At 46.2% G+C, this 20,558-nt stretch carries 19 protein-coding genes and 1 tRNA gene; 13 read left to right on the top strand and 7 right to left on the bottom strand.

Annotation, left to right across the window (positions count from 1 at the left end):
- Window positions 1-38 precede the first annotated feature (38 nt).
- Both D3H65_RS22785 and D3H65_RS22780 read left to right on the top strand, forming a co-directional pair.
- Complete coding sequence (locus D3H65_RS22785) at window positions 39-827, top strand: hypothetical protein (RefSeq protein WP_119052525.1); 789 nt, start codon at window positions 39-41, stop codon at window positions 825-827.
- 97 nt (window positions 828-924) lie between these two features.
- Window positions 925-1,992, top strand: coding sequence for an NADH:flavin oxidoreductase/NADH oxidase (locus D3H65_RS22780; protein WP_119052524.1), 1,068 nt, complete (start codon window positions 925-927; stop codon window positions 1,990-1,992).
- A 21-nt stretch (window positions 1,993-2,013) separates the two neighbouring features.
- Here the strand turns inward: D3H65_RS22780 and D3H65_RS22775 are convergent, their stop codons facing one another.
- Window positions 2,014-3,411, bottom strand: coding sequence for an aminopeptidase P family protein (locus D3H65_RS22775; RefSeq protein ID WP_119052523.1), 1,398 nt, complete (start codon window positions 3,409-3,411; stop codon window positions 2,014-2,016).
- A gap of 224 nt (window positions 3,412-3,635) precedes the next feature.
- Here D3H65_RS22775 and D3H65_RS22770 point away from each other — a divergent pair, with 224 nt between their 5' ends.
- The 3 genes from D3H65_RS22770 to D3H65_RS22760 all read left to right on the top strand — a co-directional run bounded on the left by D3H65_RS22770 (window position 3,636) and on the right by D3H65_RS22760 (window position 5,840).
- Window positions 3,636-3,881, top strand: a complete 246-nt coding sequence (locus D3H65_RS22770) for a hypothetical protein (RefSeq protein WP_119052522.1) — start codon at window positions 3,636-3,638, stop codon at window positions 3,879-3,881.
- 237 nt (window positions 3,882-4,118) lie between these two features.
- Window positions 4,119-4,442 (top strand): RNA recognition motif domain-containing protein, encoded by a 324-nt coding sequence (locus D3H65_RS22765; RefSeq protein ID WP_119052521.1) that lies wholly within the window; start codon window positions 4,119-4,121, stop codon window positions 4,440-4,442.
- 198 nt (window positions 4,443-4,640) lie between these two features.
- Window positions 4,641-5,840, top strand: a complete 1,200-nt coding sequence (locus D3H65_RS22760) for an exo-beta-N-acetylmuramidase NamZ family protein (RefSeq protein WP_245999568.1) — start codon at window positions 4,641-4,643, stop codon at window positions 5,838-5,840.
- 85 nt (window positions 5,841-5,925) lie between these two features.
- On the opposite strand, the gene D3H65_RS22755 is transcribed toward D3H65_RS22760, so the two are convergent.
- The 3 genes from D3H65_RS22755 to recQ form a co-directional block, all read right to left on the bottom strand.
- Window positions 5,926-6,001, bottom strand: a tRNA-Phe gene (locus D3H65_RS22755).
- Window positions 6,002-6,091: 90 nt separating this feature from the next.
- Entirely contained in the window at window positions 6,092-6,886 is a 795-nt protein-coding gene (locus D3H65_RS22750) for a DUF3050 domain-containing protein (RefSeq protein ID WP_119052519.1), read from the bottom strand.
- A 77-nt stretch (window positions 6,887-6,963) separates the two neighbouring features.
- Entirely contained in the window at window positions 6,964-9,258 is a 2,295-nt protein-coding gene (recQ, locus tag D3H65_RS22745; RefSeq protein ID WP_119052518.1) for a DNA helicase RecQ, read from the bottom strand.
- Between the two features lie 473 nt (window positions 9,259-9,731).
- Between recQ and D3H65_RS22740 the strand changes: the two genes are divergently transcribed.
- The 5 genes from D3H65_RS22740 to D3H65_RS22720 all read left to right on the top strand — a co-directional run bounded on the left by D3H65_RS22740 (window position 9,732) and on the right by D3H65_RS22720 (window position 14,327).
- Window positions 9,732-10,712, top strand: coding sequence for a KpsF/GutQ family sugar-phosphate isomerase (locus tag D3H65_RS22740; RefSeq protein WP_119052517.1), 981 nt, complete (start codon window positions 9,732-9,734; stop codon window positions 10,710-10,712).
- Between the two features lie 9 nt (window positions 10,713-10,721).
- Window positions 10,722-11,834, top strand: a complete 1,113-nt coding sequence (locus D3H65_RS22735) for a mannose-1-phosphate guanylyltransferase (protein ID WP_245999567.1) — start codon at window positions 10,722-10,724, stop codon at window positions 11,832-11,834.
- A gap of 114 nt (window positions 11,835-11,948) precedes the next feature.
- Window positions 11,949-12,665: a 3'-5' exonuclease gene (locus D3H65_RS22730; RefSeq protein ID WP_119052515.1), complete on the top strand. Its 717-nt coding sequence runs from the start codon at window positions 11,949-11,951 to the stop codon at window positions 12,663-12,665.
- Between the two features lie 73 nt (window positions 12,666-12,738).
- Window positions 12,739-13,131 (top strand): RidA family protein, encoded by a 393-nt coding sequence (locus D3H65_RS22725; protein ID WP_119052514.1) that lies wholly within the window; start codon window positions 12,739-12,741, stop codon window positions 13,129-13,131.
- 17 nt (window positions 13,132-13,148) lie between these two features.
- Window positions 13,149-14,327, top strand: a complete 1,179-nt coding sequence (locus D3H65_RS22720) for a methionine aminotransferase (protein WP_245999566.1) — start codon at window positions 13,149-13,151, stop codon at window positions 14,325-14,327.
- 151 nt (window positions 14,328-14,478) lie between these two features.
- On the opposite strand, the gene D3H65_RS22715 is transcribed toward D3H65_RS22720, so the two are convergent.
- Window positions 14,479-16,062, bottom strand: coding sequence for a hypothetical protein (locus D3H65_RS22715; RefSeq protein WP_119054614.1), 1,584 nt, complete (start codon window positions 16,060-16,062; stop codon window positions 14,479-14,481).
- 496 nt (window positions 16,063-16,558) lie between these two features.
- Here D3H65_RS22715 and D3H65_RS22710 point away from each other — a divergent pair, with 496 nt between their 5' ends.
- Both D3H65_RS22710 and D3H65_RS22705 read left to right on the top strand, forming a co-directional pair.
- Window positions 16,559-17,050, top strand: a complete 492-nt coding sequence (locus tag D3H65_RS22710; protein WP_119052512.1) for a GNAT family N-acetyltransferase — start codon at window positions 16,559-16,561, stop codon at window positions 17,048-17,050.
- Between the two features lie 41 nt (window positions 17,051-17,091).
- Window positions 17,092-17,706 carry an HAD family hydrolase gene (locus D3H65_RS22705; protein ID WP_119052511.1) on the top strand — a complete coding sequence of 205 codons (615 nt, stop codon included), beginning with the start codon at window positions 17,092-17,094 and terminating at the stop codon, window positions 17,704-17,706.
- A gap of 192 nt (window positions 17,707-17,898) precedes the next feature.
- Here D3H65_RS22705 and D3H65_RS22700 read toward each other — a convergent pair whose 3' ends face one another.
- Window positions 17,899-18,441 carry a hypothetical protein gene (locus D3H65_RS22700; protein WP_211345530.1) on the bottom strand — a complete coding sequence of 181 codons (543 nt, stop codon included), beginning with the start codon at window positions 18,439-18,441 and terminating at the stop codon, window positions 17,899-17,901.
- Between the two features lie 238 nt (window positions 18,442-18,679).
- On the opposite strand from D3H65_RS22700, the gene D3H65_RS22695 reads away from it, so the two are divergent.
- Window positions 18,680-19,801: a hypothetical protein gene (locus tag D3H65_RS22695; RefSeq protein WP_119052510.1), complete on the top strand. Its 1,122-nt coding sequence runs from the start codon at window positions 18,680-18,682 to the stop codon at window positions 19,799-19,801.
- A 127-nt stretch (window positions 19,802-19,928) separates the two neighbouring features.
- Here D3H65_RS22695 and D3H65_RS22690 read toward each other — a convergent pair whose 3' ends face one another.
- Entirely contained in the window at window positions 19,929-20,537 is a 609-nt protein-coding gene (locus D3H65_RS22690) for a hypothetical protein (RefSeq protein WP_119052509.1), read from the bottom strand.
- Between the last annotated feature and the right edge of the window lie 21 nt (window positions 20,538-20,558).

The following is a 20,558-nucleotide window of genomic DNA, read 5'->3' as shown; positions in this document are numbered from 1 at the left end:
ACCGGTGAAGTATAACCATTTAAAACAAAAAAATAGTCATGAAAAAAGCAATCTTACTCGCAGGCATACTGTCTGCATTGGTGTTCACATCCTGTAAAAAGGATAAAGATGATAACGGCGGTGATAATAATGGAGGCGGCGGTGACAATCCCACCACCAAACTTATTAAGAAGATGACAAAAGTAGAGAACGGTATTACTACTGTTTACAATTTTACCTATGACAATGCCAAAAAGCTGACCGGTTTTGCCAGTGCCGACAACAAAGAGTCTACTACGTTTTCTTATGATGCAGCCGGCAATCTTATTAAAGTAGAGTCTATTGAGCAGGAGTTCAAAAATGTCTACAACTATACTTACGCCAATGGTGTGCCCGTATCCGGCACATTCAAAAGCTGGCAGAAGAGTGCGGGAGAACCTGATGAGCTGGTAGAAGATGACGAACTTACTTATACTGTTGCTAATAACCAGGTAACAAAACTCAAGCTTCATATGAAGCAGGCAGATGAAGACCTGGACATGGACTTTTCCTATACCAATGGCAATCTGTCAAAGGTAGAAACTGTGCAGGGTAGCGCCTTTTCGTATAAGGCAACCTTTACATTTGGTACCAAAAAGGCTCCCTTTCCCCAGGTTTCCAAATATGTATTGGACCAGGCAGGCTTCTCGCTCTTCTTTAGTTCAAAGAATGAGCTGATCACCACGGTGCTTGATTTTCCAGGCACACAACTGGACGAAACAACCACGCTCACCTATACTTACGATGCAAATGGTTATCCCCTTACCTCTAATGATGGTGCAGTAAAACTTACTTACGAATACCAATAATCATTGATCCTTACTCCGATAAACCCCTTCTGCATCCAGCGGAAGGGGTTCTTTTTATTAATGATATCTTTGGCATCGAATTTATACATGTACCACGATGTCAACACTCTTCACACAGCTCACCATCAAAGACATTACTTTTCGCAATCGTATTGTTATCTCGCCCATGTGCCAATACTCATCCGTAGAAGGATTTGCCACAGACTGGCACCTGGTACACCTGGGCAGCCGCGCAGTTGGCGGTGCGGCGCTTATTATCCAGGAAGCTACGGCTGTATCGCCCGAGGGACGTATTAGTCCCGATGACCTTGGCATCTGGAAGCCTGAGCACCTGGAAAAGCTAAAGGCTATTACTGCCTTCCTGCGTGAGCAGGGTGCGGTGCCGGGTATCCAGCTGGCGCATGCGGGCCGTAAGGCCAGTAGCCAAAGCCCCTGGAAAGGGGGAAGGCATATACCACAACAGGAAGGTGGCTGGCAAACGGTAGCTCCTTCGGCCATTCCCTTTCGAAGTACCGATGATACGCCTATAGCGCTGGATCGTGCAGGAATAGAAAAAGTGATCAGGGATTTCACCGCAGCTGCTTTTCGGGCTGTGCAGGCAGGCTATCAGGTGCTGGAGTTGCATAGCGCCCACGGCTATCTCATACATGAGTTTCTTTCGCCGCTCAGCAATCACCGGACAGATGAATATGGCGGGAGTTTTGAAAATCGTATCCGTTTGCTCCTTCAGGTACTGGAATCTGTGCAAACTGCCTGGCCTGCCAATCTGCCCTTATTGGTGCGCATTTCTGCTACCGACTGGGCTGAAGGGGGGTGGAATGAAATAGAGTCTGTTCAACTGGCCCGGATACTAAAAAGCAAAGGGGTAGACCTTATTGATTGCTCATCGGGCGGGCTTATACCCGGTGTTACCATACCCGTAGGCCCCGGCTACCAGGTGCGCTTTGCAGAACAAGTAAAAAAGGAGGCGCCTGTTTTAACAGGCGCGGTGGGCATGATCACTACGGCCCAACAGGCCGAAGAAGTGCTGGCCAATGGTCAGGCGGATATGATCATTATAGCCCGGCAATCCCTTCGGGATCCTTATTTTCCCTTGCATGCAGCCCGGGAACTTGGTGACCACATGGATTACTGGCCATCCCAATACCTGAGGGCTAAAGAATAAAAACGCTTTCAAATGCCCGTCTTAAGACCTGAGTGATTCGATCTCCTCTGCCGACTTTGGTAAATATTTTCCCAGTTTACGATTGCCGTCGGCAGTAACCAGGAAATTGTCTTCCACCCTGATGCCGCTAAAGTTGCGGAAGGTTTCCAGGGTTTTATAATTGATAAAGTTGGTATGCTTCTTTTCGGCCACCCACTGGTCTATCAGCGAGGGTATGATATAAACGCCGGGTTCGATGGTGAGCACATAACCGGGTTCTACGGCACGGCCCAGCCGCAGTGATTTCCAGCCAAACTCTTTGCTTTTTTGCAGGTCATCTGAATAGCCAACATATTGTTCGCCCAGGTCTTCCATATCGTGTACGTCCATGCCCATCATATGACCCAGGCCACATTGAAAGAACAAGGTATGGGCACCGGCTGCTACGGCTTCTGCTGCATTGCCTTTCATAATCCCGATAGCCGTCAGCCCTTCCACCAGCTTTTCACAGGCGCCTGCGTGCACATCGCGAAAACGTATCCCTGGCTTCAGGAGGTTGATGGCGTGATCCAGGGAGGCCAGTACAGTATTATAGACCTCTTTCTGCTCGGTGGTAAACTTTTTACCTACGGGAAAAGTCCTTGTGAGGTCGCCCGCATAGTGCAGGTCATTTTCTGCCCCGGCATCCAGCAATAGCATTTGCCCTTCCCGGATAGTATTGCCATAATAATGGTTATGGAGTGTTTCACCGTTCACGGTACAAATAATAGGGTAGGAGAGCCGCCCGCCTGCTGCAAAAGCTACTTCCTGCACTTTAGCAGCTACCTCATATTCTTTCATGCCCGGCCGAGCATATTGAATACCTGCCAGGTGCATGTCGGCGCTGATAGAAACAGCCTTTTCGATCTCCGCCACTTCTGCGTCTTCCTTGATGACCCGTTGGCTGATAACAGCTTTGATCAGCTTCAACGATACCTGCCGGTCTACATCCTGTACGGGCACCTGCAGCCATGTTGCCAGTTTGATCCTGTTTTCCGGGCGGTAAGGTGGTAAAATATGTACCGTACGCCCTGCTAATTGAGCTTTTCGTACGTGGGTGGTAATATCGTTATAAGGAGCTGTATGCGAAACACCTACAGCTGCCGCCATCTCTTTTACAGAGGGTAAAGGACCTGTCCACACGATGTCATCCATGCTCAGTTCGTTGCCGAAAATGACCACTTCGCCACTTTCTGCATCCAGCACGGCTGCCAGCCCTGCCACATCCAGCCCAAAATAATACAGGAAAGTACTATCCTGCCTGAAAGGATAGGTGTTATCCTTGTAATTCATACTGCTTTCTTCGTTGCCCATCAGGAGAATAAGACCGGAACCTGTGTTTTGGAGCAAGGCCTGGCGCCTGCTGCTATAGACAGATGTGTTAAATAAGGTAAAATGCATGCGGCAATTTATTGAGAAATCCCGACTTATATACTACCTTTATAAAAGCCTCGTTATTAAGAGCATCAGTCTCTGTTTTATATTCTTTCAGTTTAGTTTTTTTCAGTATTCCATTTAGTAAGTGACAATAAGGCAATCCTTATTGTGTGTCCGGACAAAGCAATCAGCCTCGTTACGAAATGTCAGTTATTTCTCTTAAGAGAGTCACAACTAAAATCTGTAACATGATCCTGTCAGACTTTATACTACTCAGTGAAGCAGAAAAGAAAACGGTGATGCTGCACCAGGGCATATTGATCGCTAAGAAGGCCAATCAGCAATTCATGATCTTTCTCTTCCAGATGCAGGCTTTTTATGTGGAGGTTTTTTGCGACAAGGCTACCAAGCAGACGCACGAATTCCGGGTATTTAACCAAACCAACCAGCTTGATCCCTGGCTGGATGCCATTCCGATTCCGGATCTGATATAACTACAAGCATTCCAAGGCTGTGGGCCGGGTAATATCCATTTTACAGGGATATTTGCGGGCAAATTCTTATTTCACTAATAAATAGGCTGGTGTTATAATTAATCGTACCTTCGATCCGTCAATTTTGAGCCTCGCAGTCAGTATCGTTACATTATGCCGCTTTTAGCAAACCGCATTTTAGTTAGTCTATACTTCTTGCCTTCTCAGATAATTGTTAAATTTTAATTTTTAGTTAGTATGAACATTTACGTATCAAACTTAAGCTTCAACGTTCAGGATGAAGACTTAAAAGAATTCTTTGCACCCTATGGAGAAGTTACCTCAGCCAAGGTGATCAATGACAAGGAAACTGGTCAATCACGTGGTTTTGGATTTGTTGAAATGCCAGACGATGCAGCAGCTAAGAAAGCTATTGCTGAACTGGATCAGGCGACTGTAGAAGGTCGTTCTATTCGTGTAACCGAAGCAAGACCTAAAGAGAACAACAGGTCTGGCGGCGGCGGTGGCTACAAAGGTGGCAACGGCGGCGGCGGTGGTTACAACAGGAACAACCGTTGGTAAAACTGAGTATCCCTACGTTTTAATAATAAGCCCCGGCTCTCCGGGGCTTTTTTATTGCACATAACTTCCAGTATTTTAATGCGATGCGTTTTTCTGCTGGTTCTAATACGAAATTTAATACCTACCTTCCTCGCTAAGATATTTTGGTAAACCAGGGGGATTACCCAAAAAGAATCTTCCAAAAAAATGCTCTTCCCTATGCGCCTGTTACTCATTATTTGTCTTATTGCTCTTTCCGTAACTTCTTTACAAAGCCAGACTGTCAAAAAGAAACCAATTCTCACGGGGGCAGACCAGGTTAATAAATACCTCCCTTACCTGAGAGGCAAGAGGGTAGCGATCATGGCAAACCCGACTTCTATTATTGGGAAAAAGCACCTGGTAGACAGTCTACATGCCCTCGACGTAAATATTGTTAAAGTATTCGGCCCCGAACATGGGTTCAGAGGTAATGTAGGCGCCGGGGTAGAAGTAAAAGATGAAACGGATGCTGCTACAGGTATTCCGATTATTTCTTTATACGGCGCCAAGAACAAACCGAGTAAACAGGACCTCGCCGATGTAGATATCCTGATCTATGACCTGCAGGATGTTGGTGTCCGGTTTTATACAAATATCAATGCCCTGGTCCGGTTGATGGACGCCTGTTATGAAAGCGGAAAAGAAATGTTGATCCTTGACCGGCCCAATCCAAACGGGTACCTGGTTGATGGCCCCGTGCTGGATATGAAGTATAGATCAGGCATTGGGATGTTTCCCATTCCTATGTCTCACGGATTGACCGTGGGTGAATTTGCGCGTATGGCCAACGGTGAGGGCTGGCTGACCAATAAAGCAACGTGTAAGATTAAGGTAATACCAGTGGCGAATTATAACCACGATATGGAATATGTGTTGCCTGTTAAGCCCTCACCCAACCTGAACACGCAGCAGTCTATTATGCTGTATCCTTCTGTCTGCATGTTTGAAGCCACTTACCTTAATCACGGCAGAGGGACTTTATTTCCTTTCACCGTGTTTGGCAGCCCGGAACTAAAAGGTATCTATGAATTCTCTTATACACCTACCAGTATAAAAGGTATGTCTGCAACACCCCTGTTCATGGACCAGGTTTGCTATGGCATTGACCTGCGCAAGTATGATGTGAACCTGCTGCGTAAAAGCAAAAAGATCAACCTGCAATGGATCATGGAGTTGTATAAGGCTCATCCCCACAAGGAAAAGTTCTTTGATTCCAAACTTAGCCGTGAAATGAACTCTATTGAAATACAGATTGGCTCAGGCCTTTTTCGTCAACAGATCATTGATGGTAAATCGGAAGAAGAGATCCGTGCCAGCTGGGAGCCCGGGTTAAGTCAGTATAAGGTGATGCGTAAGAAGTATTTGTTGTATCCCTGATAGGTTGTGAGTCAGGTTGTAGGAGTATTGTAGTAGTGACATGAAAAAAGCGACTACGCTTGTTAACGTAATCGCTTTATCTTCCTGGTGGTGTGGGGCGGGATCGAACCGCCGACACAAGGATTTTCAGTCCTTTGCTCTACCGACTGAGCTACCGCACCTCCTGTTTCCCCTTAACACTAACAGAAGGACCGAAATCCTTTTGTTTGATTAGGGGCTGCAAAAATAGCAAATCTGTGTAAATCAAAAAATTAATTATTGATTTTAGTGGATTTAGTTGACAAGATCTTTTCATAGGCCCCATCCCACAATAACTTCCTCAATTCCAGGGCCTGTAATGCGCCCTCCGTAGTCCTTTTCCAGGCCTCTTGATCCTCTCCGCACAACTCCCGCACCATTTCCATGGCCAATAAACTGTGATGGTCCCCATCTACCTCAATATGACGCTCCAGGTAATACTTAAAAATGGAGACCTGCCCAGGAAATTTCTGTTCCAGGTCTTTCACCAGACCATAAAACATATCGGGGATCAGGTCCTCGCGCCCAAAGGTGAATACCGCTGCTGTAATGGCTGCATCCTGCCGATCTAGTGTGTCAAAAGTAAAGCCCACAAACTGTTGTACAGCTGGTGGCAGATCCAGCTGCTGTAAGGCTGTCCGGATCTGTACGCCTTGTTGTACCAGGGCCAGTAAAGCCTGTATCTCTTGGGTGGAGGCGCCTAATTGCTGCATGGCCCGGCAATACAATTCATAGTGACTGCAACGCTGGCCTTGCTCATCCACGTCGCTTTCCTCACCCGTCACGATCTCATTGATCAGGTAGCGGGTATTGGCATTGCCCACCGGCACCCAGGGGTATTGTACACAGGTAAGCCGGGCCTGCAATCCTTTCAGCAGACTCATAAAGTCCCAAACCGCAAATACATGATATTGAGTAAAAATGCGCAGGTCTTCCAGGGAATTGATGGTACGGTACAAGGGGTGGTCTACGATCTGTTGCCTGGCTGCCCCAATGCTTGCTTTTAATTTGTCGATATACGGATCCATAAAATAAAAAAGTTGCGGCAAGGTAGCCACAACTTCAAGTATAATTAGTTAATATAGTAAAAGAATTTCACCGGCTCCTACATACCATATTGGGCAAGGAACTTAATGCGCATGATCTTCAACTGCTCCCAGGTGTAATTCCCGTCACTCAATTCTTCCTGCGCTACCTGTAAGGAGGATGTTTCACAGCTTTTGAAATAATCCAGTATCTCGTCCTGCTCGTGCTCGTCCAGCATTTCATCAATCGCGTAATCCAGGTTGAGCTTGGTGCCGCTGGCTGCAATGGTTTCCATCTCTTCCAGCATCTCATCCATCCGCCAGCTTTTATTCTTAGCAATGGTCTCCAGCGGGATCTTCTTATCGGTTTGCTGAATGATGTATACTTTATTACCACTCTTGTTGACCACACTCTTCATCACAAAATCATCCGGCCGCTCGATATTATTCTCCTGCACATACCTGGCAACCATTTCTATGAAAGGTTTTCCATAACGCAGGGCCTTGCCCTTGCTTACGCCAGAGCATTTTTCCAGCTCCTGCAAGGTAGTAGGATACAAAGTAGCCATATCCTGTAAGGAAGTCTCCAGGAAGATCACAAAAGGAGGCAATGCTTTTTTCTTCGCCTCTTTTTGCCTGAGTTCTTTCAACATCTCAAACAACTTCTCATCCGTAGCTGCCGTACCGGTAGGATTCTCAGCCCCCTCATCATCATCTGCATTGGCTTCTTCATAGAGGTTGTTGAGAATGATCTTGAATGATTTGGGCTTCTTCGCAAATGCTTCCCCGGCCTTGGTGATCTTCAATACTCCATAATCTTCGATCTCCTTGCTCAATAATCCTGACAGCAATAACTGTCGGATCAACGTACTCCAGTAATGATCCGGCTCATCTTTACCAATGCCAAACTCGGCCATACCTTCATGACGGAACATGCTGATATTGGGGGTAAGCCGGCCTATTATAATATTTACGGTGTAATCTGTTGCAAAACGTTCATCCAGGGCTTTCACGGTCTTCAATACCTTCACCGCATTGTCTTTGGCCTCTATTTCTTCCTTCGGATGCAGACAGTTATCGCACTCTCCGCAGTTCTTATCGGTATACTCTTCTCCAAAATAACTCATCAACACCTTACGACGGCAAACACCACTTTCAGCATAAGCCACCGTCTCGTTGATCAACTGGGCTCCCACCTCGCGTTCACTCAGCGGCTTGTCGCGCATGAGGTGCTCCAGCTTGGCTACGTCTTTATGGGAATAATAGAGAATACACTTTCCTTCCAATCCGTCGCGCCCTGCACGGCCGGTTTCCTGGTAATAGTTTTCAATGCTTTTAGGAATATTATAGTGGATCACAAAACGGATGTCCGGCTTGTCAATCCCCATCCCAAAGGCAATGGTAGCCACAATTACCTGTACATCTTCATTCAGGAACAGGTCCTGGCGTTCAGCCCGCAATTTGCTATCCAATCCCGCATGATACGCCACAGCCTTGATGCCATTGGCCATCAGCATATCTGCCAATTCTTCCGTGGTTTTGCGGTTCAATGTATAGATAATACCGCTTCTACCCTTCATCTGAACGATGAAGCGTACAATGTTTTTGATCGTTATGTCTTTCTTGATCTTGGGCTGGATCTCATAGTAGAGGTTCGGCCGGTTGAAGGAAGATATATAAACGGAGGGATCCCGCAGATCGAGGTTCTTGATAATATCACTCTGTACTTTGGGAGTTGCCGTGGCCGTAAGCGCGATCACCGGAATATCCGGGTTGATCTGTGTCATCATCTCCCGCAGTCTCCGGTATTCAGGACGGAAATCATGGCCCCACTCGGAAATACAATGGGCCTCATCCACGGCGAAGAAAGATATTTTAAGTTCGGCAAAAAATTCAAGATTCTCCTGTTTGGTGAGCGTTTCAGGAGCAACGTACAACATCTTGGTGCGCCCGGTCAACAGGTCTTCCTGTACTTCCCGGATCTCCTTTTTGCTTAAAGTAGAGTTGAGAAAATGCGCTACATCATCTTTGCTGCTGTAGCTGCGTACCAGGTCTACCTGGTTTTTCATCAGCGCGATCAGGGGGCTTACAATGATGGCCACTCCCTCGCTGATCATGGCCGGTAACTGATAACATAAGCTTTTGCCACCTCCCGTAGGTTTGATAACAAAAGTATCTTTGCCGCTTAATAAACTTTTAATGATAGCTTCCTGGTTGCCTTTAAAGCCTTTGAAGCCGAAGTGTTCCTGCAATGCTTCGTGCAGGTAAGAACCGGTAATGGTACCGTTGGACTTGGCAGTCCCATTCTTTTTAACAGCGCCGTTTTTAGATGCTTTTTCTGTCTTCGATGCCGTTTTCTTGGTTGTTGTTCCCATGCTCAAATAGTTTCCTTCACACAATAAGTGATGTAAATAGACATAAGATGTAAGGTTTTAATGTTAATGGTAGCTCTTCAGATATATAAACTGAATACATCCGGCATTTGCGGATGACAAGTAGAATCTCATGTTTGGCCAGGTCGTCAGATCGGTAGTTAGCGTTGGTTAGAGAGTGTTCCAGCCTAATTGGAACCGGGTTGTTTCAAAGGGTGGCGAATTTAACTCATTTTGAGCGTTCGCCAATCAATAACGCAGGCTTTAACAAATATGATATAAACGATAAGTCTTGTTTTTTTAATCCTATCCCTTTGTAAATCACTTAAATTACTGAAATTTAATTGTTTTACAAGCGGTTCGTTTCATCATTTATCGGTTAAAGCTTATTAATTCACGCTAACAGGCTCATCTATACCTTGTTTTAGTGGTTTTGTGAGCCAACAATTTTCAAGTAGGTTTGTCATTTAATAATTATGTCTGTAGTGTCTACCATTGATATTAAATCAGTTGCAACCCGAACGATCACCCGGGAGGCGGAAGCGGTGGCTTCCCTGCTGCCCATGGTCAACGCGGATTTTGAAAGAGCTGTCCAGGCGATTGTTGAGACAAAGGGCCGCCTGGTGGTAAGTGGTATTGGTAAAAGCGCCATTATCGCCCAAAAGATCGTTGCTACGCTTAATTCTACCGGCACACCTGCCATCTTTTTGCATGCTGCCGATGCCATTCATGGAGATCTGGGTATGATCCAACAGGAGGATGTCGTACTTATCATCAGCAAAAGTGGTGAGAGTCCCGAGATCAAAGTGCTGGTGCCCCTGATCCGGAATTTTGGCAATACGCTCATTGCGATGGTTGGCAATATAGAAGCCTATCTGGCCAGACAGGCGGATATTATATTGAATACAACGGTTTCTCAGGAAGCCTGCCCCAATAACCTGGCGCCTACTTCCAGTACTACCGCTCAGCTGGTGATGGGAGATGCGCTTGCAGTAGTATTGATGGAGCTAAAAGGTTTCGGGTCCGATGATTTTGCCCGTTTTCATCCGGGGGGTACATTGGGCAAGAAACTTTACCTGCATGTATCGGACCTCTATGTAAACAATGAATGTCCTAAAGTGCTATCCACGGCAAGCCTTAAGCAAGTGATCGTAGAGATCTCGAAAAAAAGATTGGGTGCTACTGCTGTTGTAGATACGAATGATCAACTACTTGGCGTTATTACGGACGGTGACCTGCGCCGTATGTTGGAGAAAAGTATTACCCTGCAACTGGACGAAATTAAAGCAGCAGAGATTATGACGAAGCATCCCAAAACCATCCATGCAGATGCATTGGCTGTGGAAGCACTGGACCTTTTGCGTCAATACGATATTACCCAACTGGTGGTAACCACAGGTTCTACCTACCTTGGCTTTATACATTTGCACGATCTCGTAAGAGAAGGACTTATTTAGACTTGAACTATGACAAAATCACAAATTCCTGCAATGGGCGGTTCTAAACATCATTACGTGGCTATTATGGCAGGAGGTATCGGCAGCCGTTTCTGGCCCATGAGCCGTACCAACTATCCCAAGCAATTCCTGGACATTCTCAATACGGGTAAAACGCTTATCCAGTCTACCTATGATCGTTTTGCAGCCTTTATCCCCAAAGAGAATATTTTTGTGGTGACCTCCAATGAGTACATCAATATCGTAAAACACCAGTTGCCCGAATTGCCGCTGCAGAATATTCTTGGTGAACCTTCCCGCAAGAATACAGCGCCCTGTATTGCCTACATTTCTTTCAAACTTCAGCAACTTGATCCACAGGCTTCGCTCATCGTAGCGCCATCGGACCACCTGATCCTGGATCCTGTTGCTTTCAATAAAGTGTGCCTCGAAGCCCTGAGCTTTGTGAATAAACACAATGCCTTTATTACACTGGGTATTAAACCTACCTACCCCAATACCGGGTACGGGTATATTCAATACGAGCAACATGCCGTAACTGATAATGTGTATAAGGTGAAAACCTTTACCGAAAAGCCCGAACTGGAACTGGCCAAGACCTTCCTGGCCAGTGGTGAGTTTCTCTGGAATGCCGGTATTTTTGTGTGGCAGGTAAAAAACATTATTTCGGCTTTCGAAAAATACCTGCCAGAGATGTATGATGTATTTGTGGCGGAGAAGGATAAGTTCAATACCACTGAAGAAATTGCTGCGCTCAATAATATCTATCCTCTTTGTACCAATATTTCCATTGACCATGGAATCATGGAAAAGGCGCAAAATGTGTATCTCATTCCTTCTTCCTTTGGCTGGAGTGACCTGGGTACCTGGAACAGCGCCTATGAAAACCTGGAGAAAGACTACCTCGGTAATGCGGTGGCCGGCGACCAGGTGATGGTATTCGACGCCCATAACAATATGGTGCATGCTAAGAATGACAGGCTGGTGCTGCTGCAGGGCCTGGAAGGCTATATCGTAGTAGATACCAAAGATGTGCTCCTGATCTGTAAAAAAGACAAAGAACAGGAGATCAAAGAATATGTGGCGGAAGTAAAAAGAAACAAAGGCGATAAATTCCTTTAAATATTGCCGCACCTGCGGCGTCTGCCAGGCCCGGTGAGTTAATGTGTCAATTGGGAAATGGGAACTTCAATAAGTTTCTTTACCTTTTACCTTTTATTCGCACATTACTATTGTATGCTTGCAGCCTTAAATAACATTCTTTTCCTCGACATTGAAACTGTTTCCCAATACGCTACGTATGAAGAAGTGCCCGAAGAATGGAAGGAACTGTGGAGCCTGAAAGCGGGTTACCTGATACGTAATAAGGAAGTAGAGACAATTGAGTCCATCTACAATCGGGCAGCCATTTATGCTGAATTCGGTAAGATCATCTGCATCAGCTGTGGTATTATACACGGCAATGGAGAATCTAAAAAGCTGGTCATAAAATCCTTTGCGGGTCATGATGAGAAGGAGTTGCTGCTGCAATTTACCGAGATGCTGCGCCGCTGGGCCGTAGACCATCAAAAATACCTTTGTGCCCATAACGGTAAGGAGTTTGACTTTCCTTACCTCTGCCGCCGTCTTATCATTAATAGCATAAGGATCCCACCCATGCTGAACATTAGTGGCAAAAAGCCCTGGGAAATAGCCCATCTGGATACCATGGAACTATGGAAATTCGGGGATTATAAAAGCTTTACTTCCCTCAACCTGCTCGCCCGTACCCTCAGTATCCCTACACCAAAAGATGATATTGATGGTAAAATGGTGGGAGACGTTTACTGGAAAGAACATAACCTGGAACGCATAGCCACCTACTGCCAGAAAGATGTGGTAACGGTGGTCCAGATCTATCTCCGGTTTAACGGCGAAAGCCTCATCAACCCCGAGAACATTGAGGTCAAATAGACTTGCAATGCCTGCCACATTTCTCTGGCTGGGTCTGTCAAAGATTATAATAAACTCATCAAAAAATATAGTTATGTCCAATCGAATGAATATTTCTTCCGGGGCCAAATGGGAAGATATTGTGGGGTATAGCCGTGCAGTTAAGATCGGCAATACCGTAGAAGTAACGGGAACAGTGGCGGTTGATGAAAACAACCAGCTTGTAGGCAAGGGCGATGCGTACCAGCAAGCCCACTTTATCATTGGCAAAATTGAAAAAGTACTACAGCAGGCCGGCGCCTCTCTTACAGATGTGGTGCGCACCCGTATGTTTGTAACAGATATCAGCCGGTGGGAAGAATATGGAAAAGCACATGGCGAATACTTCAGTACGATCAAACCCTGTACATCCATGATCGAAATAAAAGGGCTGATCGAGCCGGACTACCTCATTGAAATAGAAGCCACCGCTATCATTGCCGGATAGTTTATAATGCTATAAATTTGGGATCAGCATTATCAACTATTCAAACCGGCACCTTGTATATTCAATCTAAGCTACCCAATGTAGGCACTACCATTTTTACTGTCATGAGTGCCCTGGCCACGGAGCACAAAGCTGTTAACCTCGGACAAGGATTTCCCGATTATCCCATGCCCGAAGCTTTGACAGCCCTGGTCAATAAAGCCATGCAGGAGGGATTTAACCAATATGCCCCCATGCCCGGTTGGATGCCTCTGCGGGAATCCATTGCCGATAAGATAAAGTTCCTGTACAATACAACTGTCAATCCCGATACAGAGATCACCATCACCCCTGGTGGCACCTATGCTATTTATACAGCTTTGACGGCCGTATTGCAGCCCGGCGATGAGGTCATCGTGTTTGAACCGGCTTACGACAGCTACATTCCGAATATTGAGGTGAATGGCGCCATCCCTGTATTGATAGACCTGAAGTTTCCGGATTACCGGATCGACTGGGAATTGGTACGCAGCAAAATAACCCATCGTACGCGCATGATCATGCTCAATACGCCCCACAATCCCACCGGCGCGGTATTGCGGGAGGATGATATGGAGCAATTGCATGCCCTGGTCAGGGATACCAATATCCTCATCCTTTCTGATGAAGTATATGAGCACCTGATCTTTGATGGGATACCCCATCAAAGCATTTTGCGCTATCCTGATCTGCTGCAGCGCAGTTTTGTATGTTTTTCTTTTGGCAAGGTATACCATTGCACGGGTTGGAAACTGGGCTACTGTGTAGCGCCTGCCGACTTTACCAAGGAGTTCCGGAAAGTGCACCAGTTCAATTGCTTTAGCTGCCATACCCCTTCGCAGGTGGCGCTGGCAGAATTCCTGAACAACCGGGATTCTTACCTGCAGTTGTCGCCGGAAATGCAGCAGAAGCGGGATTATTTCAGCGGACTGATGAAGGACACCCGTTTCACGCCGCTGCCCAGTTACGGCAGTTATTTCCAATGTTATCAGTACGACCGCATCAGTGATGAAAGCGATAAGAACTTCGCCATCCGCATTACGAAAGAATATGGTATTGCCACCATTCCGGTATCGGCCTTTTACCAATCGGGGAAGGATAACAAAGTGATTCGGTTTTGCTTTGCCAAGAAAGAATCCACCCTGGAGCAGGCAGTAGAACGACTACGGAAAGTGTAAAGTGAAAAATACTTCTTTGTCATTTCGACTTTTCCTTGTCATTTCGACCGCAGGGAGAAATCCCGCAAAGCGGGACAGGTTCTGCTATCGAAGCAAATGGATTTCTCACTTCGCCTCACTTCATTCGAAATGATACTTAAGAAAATAACGTTTAGGCCGTCTTCTGCTTCGCTTCTTCCAGCTCTGCATAACGGCGTCTGCGGCGTTTGAGGTATTTGTTGTAAATGATCTCGCTCATGGGTTTGCCCGATACCTTGCTTTCCACCCAGGAAATCACATCCAGGTAAGCAAAGGCCCGTGTTTCATACCGGTTTTTTTCCAGGTGCTTGATCTTTTCCAGGAACTTTTCCAGCTCCGGCTTCAACTGGCGGGGTGATACGCCAAAGGAATGCCGCAGGAAGCGGAACATCTCTTCTTCCACTACCGTAAGGTTTTCCATCTTGGCCATAAAGCGGTATACCGACTTGGTCAGCGACTCCATCAGTTCATAGTTGCCCAGTTCATAATGGGCCATGAGGTGCAGCAGCCGGGCATAACACTGAAGGTCATTACGGATCTCCGTATTGCCATTAATGATCTTTTGCAGGTAATCAATAGACCTGTCATAATCACCATTGCCAAAATGAAGAGTGGCTATTTTATAAGTGAACACCATAATACGGTGCCCGTCTACATAGAGAGCATAATCTTCCAGGTCTTTTTCAATCTGTGGCACTTCCGCCAGGCCTTCCTTAAAGGTTCCCCGCATGAGGATCCAGTTGAGCTTGGCGCTGTTAATATAAATAGACGTATGGGTTCTGAAATTGTCGTGGAGATTGGCCACTGGGGTTTTGGCGTATTCCTGGAACTTCTGCAGCGTGATCTCAAACTTTTCAAAGTTGCGCAGGTCAAAATGGGCGTTGAGCAGGTTGTGCATCCCTTTGATGTAGTGACCGGTTTCCACCGTGATCATGAATGGATCGGCATCAAAGAGGTCAATCCACTTCTGGCTATAGCGGTAATACATTAAGAAGTCCTGTCGCACGAAAGCATACCAGCAATAGCTTTGATACAGGTATAGTTTTTCGTAAAAGCCGGTGATCTCGTCATTGGGCGGAAGGTTTTTATGCAAAAACTCCCGGATACCTACTTCGTCTTTTTCATTGCGCACGTGACCATTCCTGATATACCAACGGTATAGCTGAAGCGCGAGGTTGGACAAACGTGTTACCCGGTCAATATGCCCACTGATCTCCAGGGCTTCTGCTGCCAGCTGGTCTGTTTTTTCCTGCGAGCTGCGCGTAATGTGTAGCGTTTCAATTTTTTTCTCGAGAGAGATCACCTGTGCCAGGAAGTTGAACTTCTGGTTGGTGCGGGCAATATCTTTTACACGTTCCAGTATCTTAAGACTCTGGATCTTCAATCCTTTCGTGTACAATATGCGGGCATAGTCCAGTTGTTCGGTTAATTGGAGGTCTACATTCTCGGCGGTCTTCAGCAAACGTAAGCTTGCTAACAACTGTTTGTATAAATGCGTCTTAAGATTATTCAGCTGCGGCTTCTGAATAGAGGGGAGTTTTTTCAATAACAATTTTTCATCATATTCGCTCAATTTATCCAACGCATCAAATAACTGTATGATTTTCAGGTCTTCATTACCTGAACTCCTTTTTATATAGAGTTTAAAATGTCTCTTCTCCGACTTCTCCAAAGAATGAACTAACTGGAATAAGGTATCTGTTAATCTGTTGGCCATCATCATGAAATTTTCCTGAAACACAATACCAGCAAGGGTTCTGTGGTGACATCACCCCTTTGGCATAATCAAATCCCTCATAAGATGTTTTGAATTAAATGAAACCTCATCTTATTTTTGTTTCAGCAAAGAACAAGATGAGGTTTTGATTATCGCAGGCAAGTGAGTTAGAGGCCGGGGTGAAATTGAGCAAAAATACGTTCACCCATACAAAAAGAGATAGAATTTATTACCTTTTTTCATATGGCAAGCAATCGTTAGAGGTCAGCTGTTTCTACAGTGGACCTTTTTTCTTTTTAGGCCGTGCGAATATAGCGGATAAAACATATTCCGTGTTAATTTTTCTTTAAAATCAGCAAATCCCCTTGCTAATACCGTATTTCCTGCAGGGTATCATCCTAATACATAACCCCTTACATTCCAATTCAGGCAAAAAGCTGGCTCAAATATTTTTCCGGCGACGCTTTAATTGTGGCCGGATTTTTAATTTCGGGGTATGATCACCATTGAACCCATGCAGGCAACACAAGCCCCTATTTTACTGGATATCTACCGCCAGGGCATTCTTTCCGGCATGGCCACCTTTGAAACAACAGTGCCGGAGTGGCCTGTCTTTGACGCCAAGTACCTGCCGCATTCCCGCATTGTAGCTTTAGAAGAAGGGGAGCTGACAGGCTGGGCGGCCCTTGCGCCCGTCTCAGCACGCGATTGTTACAACGGCGTAGCGGAGGTAAGTGTGTATGTAGCGCAGGCCCACCAGCGCAAAGGTATTGGCCGCATCCTGCTGCTGGAATTGATCAATGAAAGTGAAAAGAATGGGATCTGGTCACTGCTCAGCGTGATCCATGAAGAGAACAGGGCCAGCATTCACCTGCACGAACAATGTGGTTTCCGGTACATCGGTTATCGTGAGCGCATTGCCCAGTTGGATGGTATCTGGAGAACGACGGTGATGCTGGAAAGGCGCAGCCAGAAAGTGGGAGTATAATTCTTCAAATAAATTATTTTCGTCGCACAATTTAAAAGAGCATGGGCCGCATAGATACGATCGTTTTTGACCTGGGTGGAGTATTGGTAGATTGGAACCCCGAATATGTATACAAGACCATTTTTGATAAGGAAGAAGACATGCACTGGTTCTTTCAGAACATTACTACCGGCGATTGGAATGAAGAGCAGGATGCAGGCCGGTCCCTGGCAGAAGGCACAGCGCTATTGGTGAAGCAATTTCCGGAACATGAAGCCAATATCCGCGCCTTTTATGGCCGCTGGGAAGAAATGCTGGGTGGTCCCATCCAGGAAACAGTAGACATCCTCCACCACCTGAAATATAAAACGGATTATCGCTTATACGCACTTACCAACTGGAGCGCAGAAACTTTCCCCATTGCACTGAAGCGATATGACTTCCTGCATTGGTTTGAAGGCATTGTGGTATCGGGCGATGAAAAGACCCGCAAGCCCTTCCTGCCTATCTATCAAACCTTACTCAGCCGCTTCAATATTGATCCCGCTACAGCGGTGTATACAGATGACAATGTGCGCAACCTGCACCCTGCCCAAGAGCTGGGTTTGCATACCATCCACTTCCAATCACCTGAGCAGTTTAAAAAGGATTTACTGGCGCTGGGCGTTGATTTGTAAATAGTTACCCGCGCACTCATCTCAAAAGCTTCCCCGTTGGGCAAGCTTCGGCATTTAGTACCTACCGGGTCTGGTCAAACAGGGACCAAAGACGGACCAAAGACGGACCAAACTCGGACAAAGGACGGGTTTCAAGCCTGTTTGATCCTTCTTTGTTTATAGTTTACTTAGAGTGTGTGGTGATTCAGTTTGCTACTTTTTCAGGTATTGTTCCGGGATAGGTAGCTGGGGCGTTTCGGGTTGCCAGAAAACGGAGAGTATCCACCAGCGCTTGCCGTCATGCCAAAGCTGAATGCTGTTGATGCCACGCATGAAGGGTTTTTCATCGGCCAGTGTTTTCCGGGATTCATATGTGCTGAATACATGGGCCACCGCTCCAAACTGATCGGTTTTACGGCTCACTTCGGCTTCAAAGAAGCCATTTTTCTCCAGAAAGGGTCCGGAGGAACCAATATAATCTTCTACACTCATCACCCTTTTGCCCGTTGTGCCATCAGGCCGGATGCCCGTAGCGACCAGTTTCCCTTCGGGGAGGAATAGGGTACGCATACGGTCCCAGTTGCGTTGCTGTCCGGCAGGCCCTGAGATCACATCATAGAGGGCTGAAAGGATGGCGTCAATAGATTTGACATCCTTTTCCTGCGCCGGGATGCTGTCAGTGGAGTGGCCGGTGCTATGGGCGAAAGTGCCCTGAGCGAGTAGTGCGATGACGCATACAAGTATCATTCTTTTCATAAACGGGTTGTTTTCTTTACCTCAAACTACTTATTTCCAATTATTATCCGGGGAGCATTTCTACCAACGGTAGCTATTGGCTACCAATCACTTACCGCTTTCATTTTCGAAGCAATTGCTTCTAAATGCTGTATCCTGTCTTCTGTATTCTTCTTTTATGATTCCCCTAACAATCTTTCGGAGCCTTTTGCAGTCAATGTATGGAAGGAGATTTTTTATGAAACACTTAATAACCTCTATGTCTTTGGCCGCGGTACTGTTTGTATCCTGCGGCGCCCCTAAGTTCCAGGCTTCTTACACAGAAGACAAGCCTTTGTATAAGGCCGTGAACGAATTGGTGAAACATCCTGATAATACAAAAGCACAGAATGACCTGAAGGAATTGTATGCCTTATCAGTAGAACGTCACGAGCAGGCGGTGGCCGTATACCGGACCAGTACAGATGAAAAACGCTGGGATAAAATGCTGAGTGAGCTCAATGCCCTCCAGCAAATGTATACCAGCGCTCAATCGGTGCCTGCCCTGCTGAAGCTGGTACAGCCCAACAACTATTTACAGCCATTACAGGATATCCGTGAAGAAGCTGCCGGATACTTTTACAATAAAGGAAATAACCTGCTGGCTGCCAACAACCGTGAACAGAACCTGCAGGCCAATGAAGCTTTCCGTAAAGCCAACTACTATGTAAATGGCTATAAGGATGCAAAAGAACTGATCGCTGAATCCTATGAAAGAAGTGTGGTCAATGTGGTAGTTAACCGTATTGAAGATGATAACCTTTTCTTCAACACCTGGGGCAATACCGGTTTCCGCTATCGCCCGGAAGATTACCAGGAATCACTGGTACGTGAGTTGGGTGGACGTAATGCCAACATTGTACCGGCCCGTTTTTATACCGACCGTGATGCAGACCGTGAAAACATTGATGCCGATTGGACCGTGGACGTAAGGTGGAGGAATATCGATGCCAACGCTTCCGTACCCTATCAATTTACCCGCAACGTATCGCGCAGCATTGAAGTAGGTAAGGATACCACCGGTAAACCTGTGTACAAAACCGTGTATGCCACCCTGCGCATTACCCGCCGCACCTTCACCGTGAATGGTGCCCTCGATTACCGGGTAAGCGATATTGTCAACAATAAGAGTGTAGACCAGGGCCTGCTTACACAAAACCTCAGCTGGGATGATAGCTATGCTACCTATACCGGTGATTCAAGGGCACTGGACAACAACGACTGGTTGCTGGTACGCAACAGGAACAGCAACTTCGGGCCTTCCAAGGAAGAGATCCTGAATACGCTGATGAAGAGAATATATCCCGACTTACGCCTTCGCCTGGAACGGGCTACCGGCTAATAAAATAATTGGACGGATGGTTTACTTTTCATTTGGGTTTTTCATGGGTAGAAAAGAGAAAGGAGCTCCTGGTGGGCTCCTTTCATGTTGATTGTGTTGGGGTGTATGAAATCGTTAGAGATCAATTTTATTCGCTCAAAGCCGAGGTTACAACAGGAGAAGCGCCCCTGGTTTTCACCAGCAAAGATTTCTGTCCCGTCTTCACCGTTTCCTTGCTTAGCATGGTCTGTACATTGGGCGATCTTCGCTTGCTTACATAATAGCCGGCAAAAATATCGTTCTGCTTTTCCTCAAAGGAGGCGTTGAATAAGGAGAGTTGTCGCCATTTACCAGGCTCGTCTTCTATGTAAAAACTGAGGTCATCAAAGTAGAAGTTGCCATTTCCATTGACAGAGGCATAAAACCACAGTTTTTTGGCTTCCGGTGCTACCGTGCCAACCACGGTATAAATCGTCCACTCCTGTTCTGAGCGGGTCTCTACCGTAAAATGACTGTTGAGGTAATCTTCCTGGCCTTTGCCTACCCCAATGCCATGGATACGCACTTTGGATAGTGTGTCGGCCGGATCGGCTTTTACTGCAATTTCATACCGGAAATTTTTGCCCTGTAAGGATGCCGCGGGGACCTCTTTCACGAAATAGAATTCTTCCGCATAATGATACCACGCAACGGGTGTTTGGGCATAGGACGTTAATACACAGACGGATGCAAAAAAGATAATACATATCTTTTTCATAGGGAGGGGATTTAGATAGGC

The organism is Paraflavitalea soli, assembly GCF_003555545.1.
In the GTDB taxonomy this organism is placed as follows: domain Bacteria; phylum Bacteroidota; class Bacteroidia; order Chitinophagales; family Chitinophagaceae; genus Paraflavitalea; species Paraflavitalea soli.
Note: the sequence above shows the minus strand (reverse complement) of the source record. Positions and strands in the feature narration are given on the sequence as shown.

What these genes read in the sequence shown, in the direction of transcription:
- D3H65_RS22785 (WP_119052525.1), top strand. Translation starts at nt 39, where the DNA reads ATGAAAAAAGCAATCTTACTCGCAGGCATACTGTCTGCATTGGTGTTC.
- D3H65_RS22780 (WP_119052524.1), top strand. Translation starts at nt 925, where the DNA reads ATGTCAACACTCTTCACACAGCTCACCATCAAAGACATTACTTTTCGC.
- D3H65_RS22775 (WP_119052523.1), bottom strand. Translation starts at nt 3,411, where the DNA reads ATGCATTTTACCTTATTTAACACATCTGTCTATAGCAGCAGGCGCCAG.
- D3H65_RS22770 (WP_119052522.1), top strand. Translation starts at nt 3,636, where the DNA reads ATGATCCTGTCAGACTTTATACTACTCAGTGAAGCAGAAAAGAAAACG.
- D3H65_RS22765 (WP_119052521.1), top strand. Translation starts at nt 4,119, where the DNA reads ATGAACATTTACGTATCAAACTTAAGCTTCAACGTTCAGGATGAAGAC.
- D3H65_RS22760 (WP_245999568.1), top strand. Translation starts at nt 4,641, where the DNA reads ATGCGCCTGTTACTCATTATTTGTCTTATTGCTCTTTCCGTAACTTCT.
- D3H65_RS22750 (WP_119052519.1), bottom strand. Translation starts at nt 6,886, where the DNA reads ATGGATCCGTATATCGACAAATTAAAAGCAAGCATTGGGGCAGCCAGG.
- recQ (WP_119052518.1), bottom strand. Translation starts at nt 9,258, where the DNA reads ATGGGAACAACAACCAAGAAAACGGCATCGAAGACAGAAAAAGCATCT.
- D3H65_RS22740 (WP_119052517.1), top strand. Translation starts at nt 9,732, where the DNA reads ATGTCTGTAGTGTCTACCATTGATATTAAATCAGTTGCAACCCGAACG.
- D3H65_RS22735 (WP_245999567.1), top strand. Translation starts at nt 10,722, where the DNA reads ATGACAAAATCACAAATTCCTGCAATGGGCGGTTCTAAACATCATTAC.
- D3H65_RS22730 (WP_119052515.1), top strand. Translation starts at nt 11,949, where the DNA reads ATGCTTGCAGCCTTAAATAACATTCTTTTCCTCGACATTGAAACTGTT.
- D3H65_RS22725 (WP_119052514.1), top strand. Translation starts at nt 12,739, where the DNA reads ATGTCCAATCGAATGAATATTTCTTCCGGGGCCAAATGGGAAGATATT.
- D3H65_RS22715 (WP_119054614.1), bottom strand. Translation starts at nt 16,062, where the DNA reads ATGGCCAACAGATTAACAGATACCTTATTCCAGTTAGTTCATTCTTTG.
- D3H65_RS22710 (WP_119052512.1), top strand. Translation starts at nt 16,559, where the DNA reads ATGATCACCATTGAACCCATGCAGGCAACACAAGCCCCTATTTTACTG.
- D3H65_RS22705 (WP_119052511.1), top strand. Translation starts at nt 17,092, where the DNA reads ATGGGCCGCATAGATACGATCGTTTTTGACCTGGGTGGAGTATTGGTA.
- D3H65_RS22700 (WP_211345530.1), bottom strand. Translation starts at nt 18,441, where the DNA reads ATGAAAAGAATGATACTTGTATGCGTCATCGCACTACTCGCTCAGGGC.
- D3H65_RS22695 (WP_119052510.1), top strand. Translation starts at nt 18,680, where the DNA reads ATGTCTTTGGCCGCGGTACTGTTTGTATCCTGCGGCGCCCCTAAGTTC.
- D3H65_RS22690 (WP_119052509.1), bottom strand. Translation starts at nt 20,537, where the DNA reads ATGAAAAAGATATGTATTATCTTTTTTGCATCCGTCTGTGTATTAACG.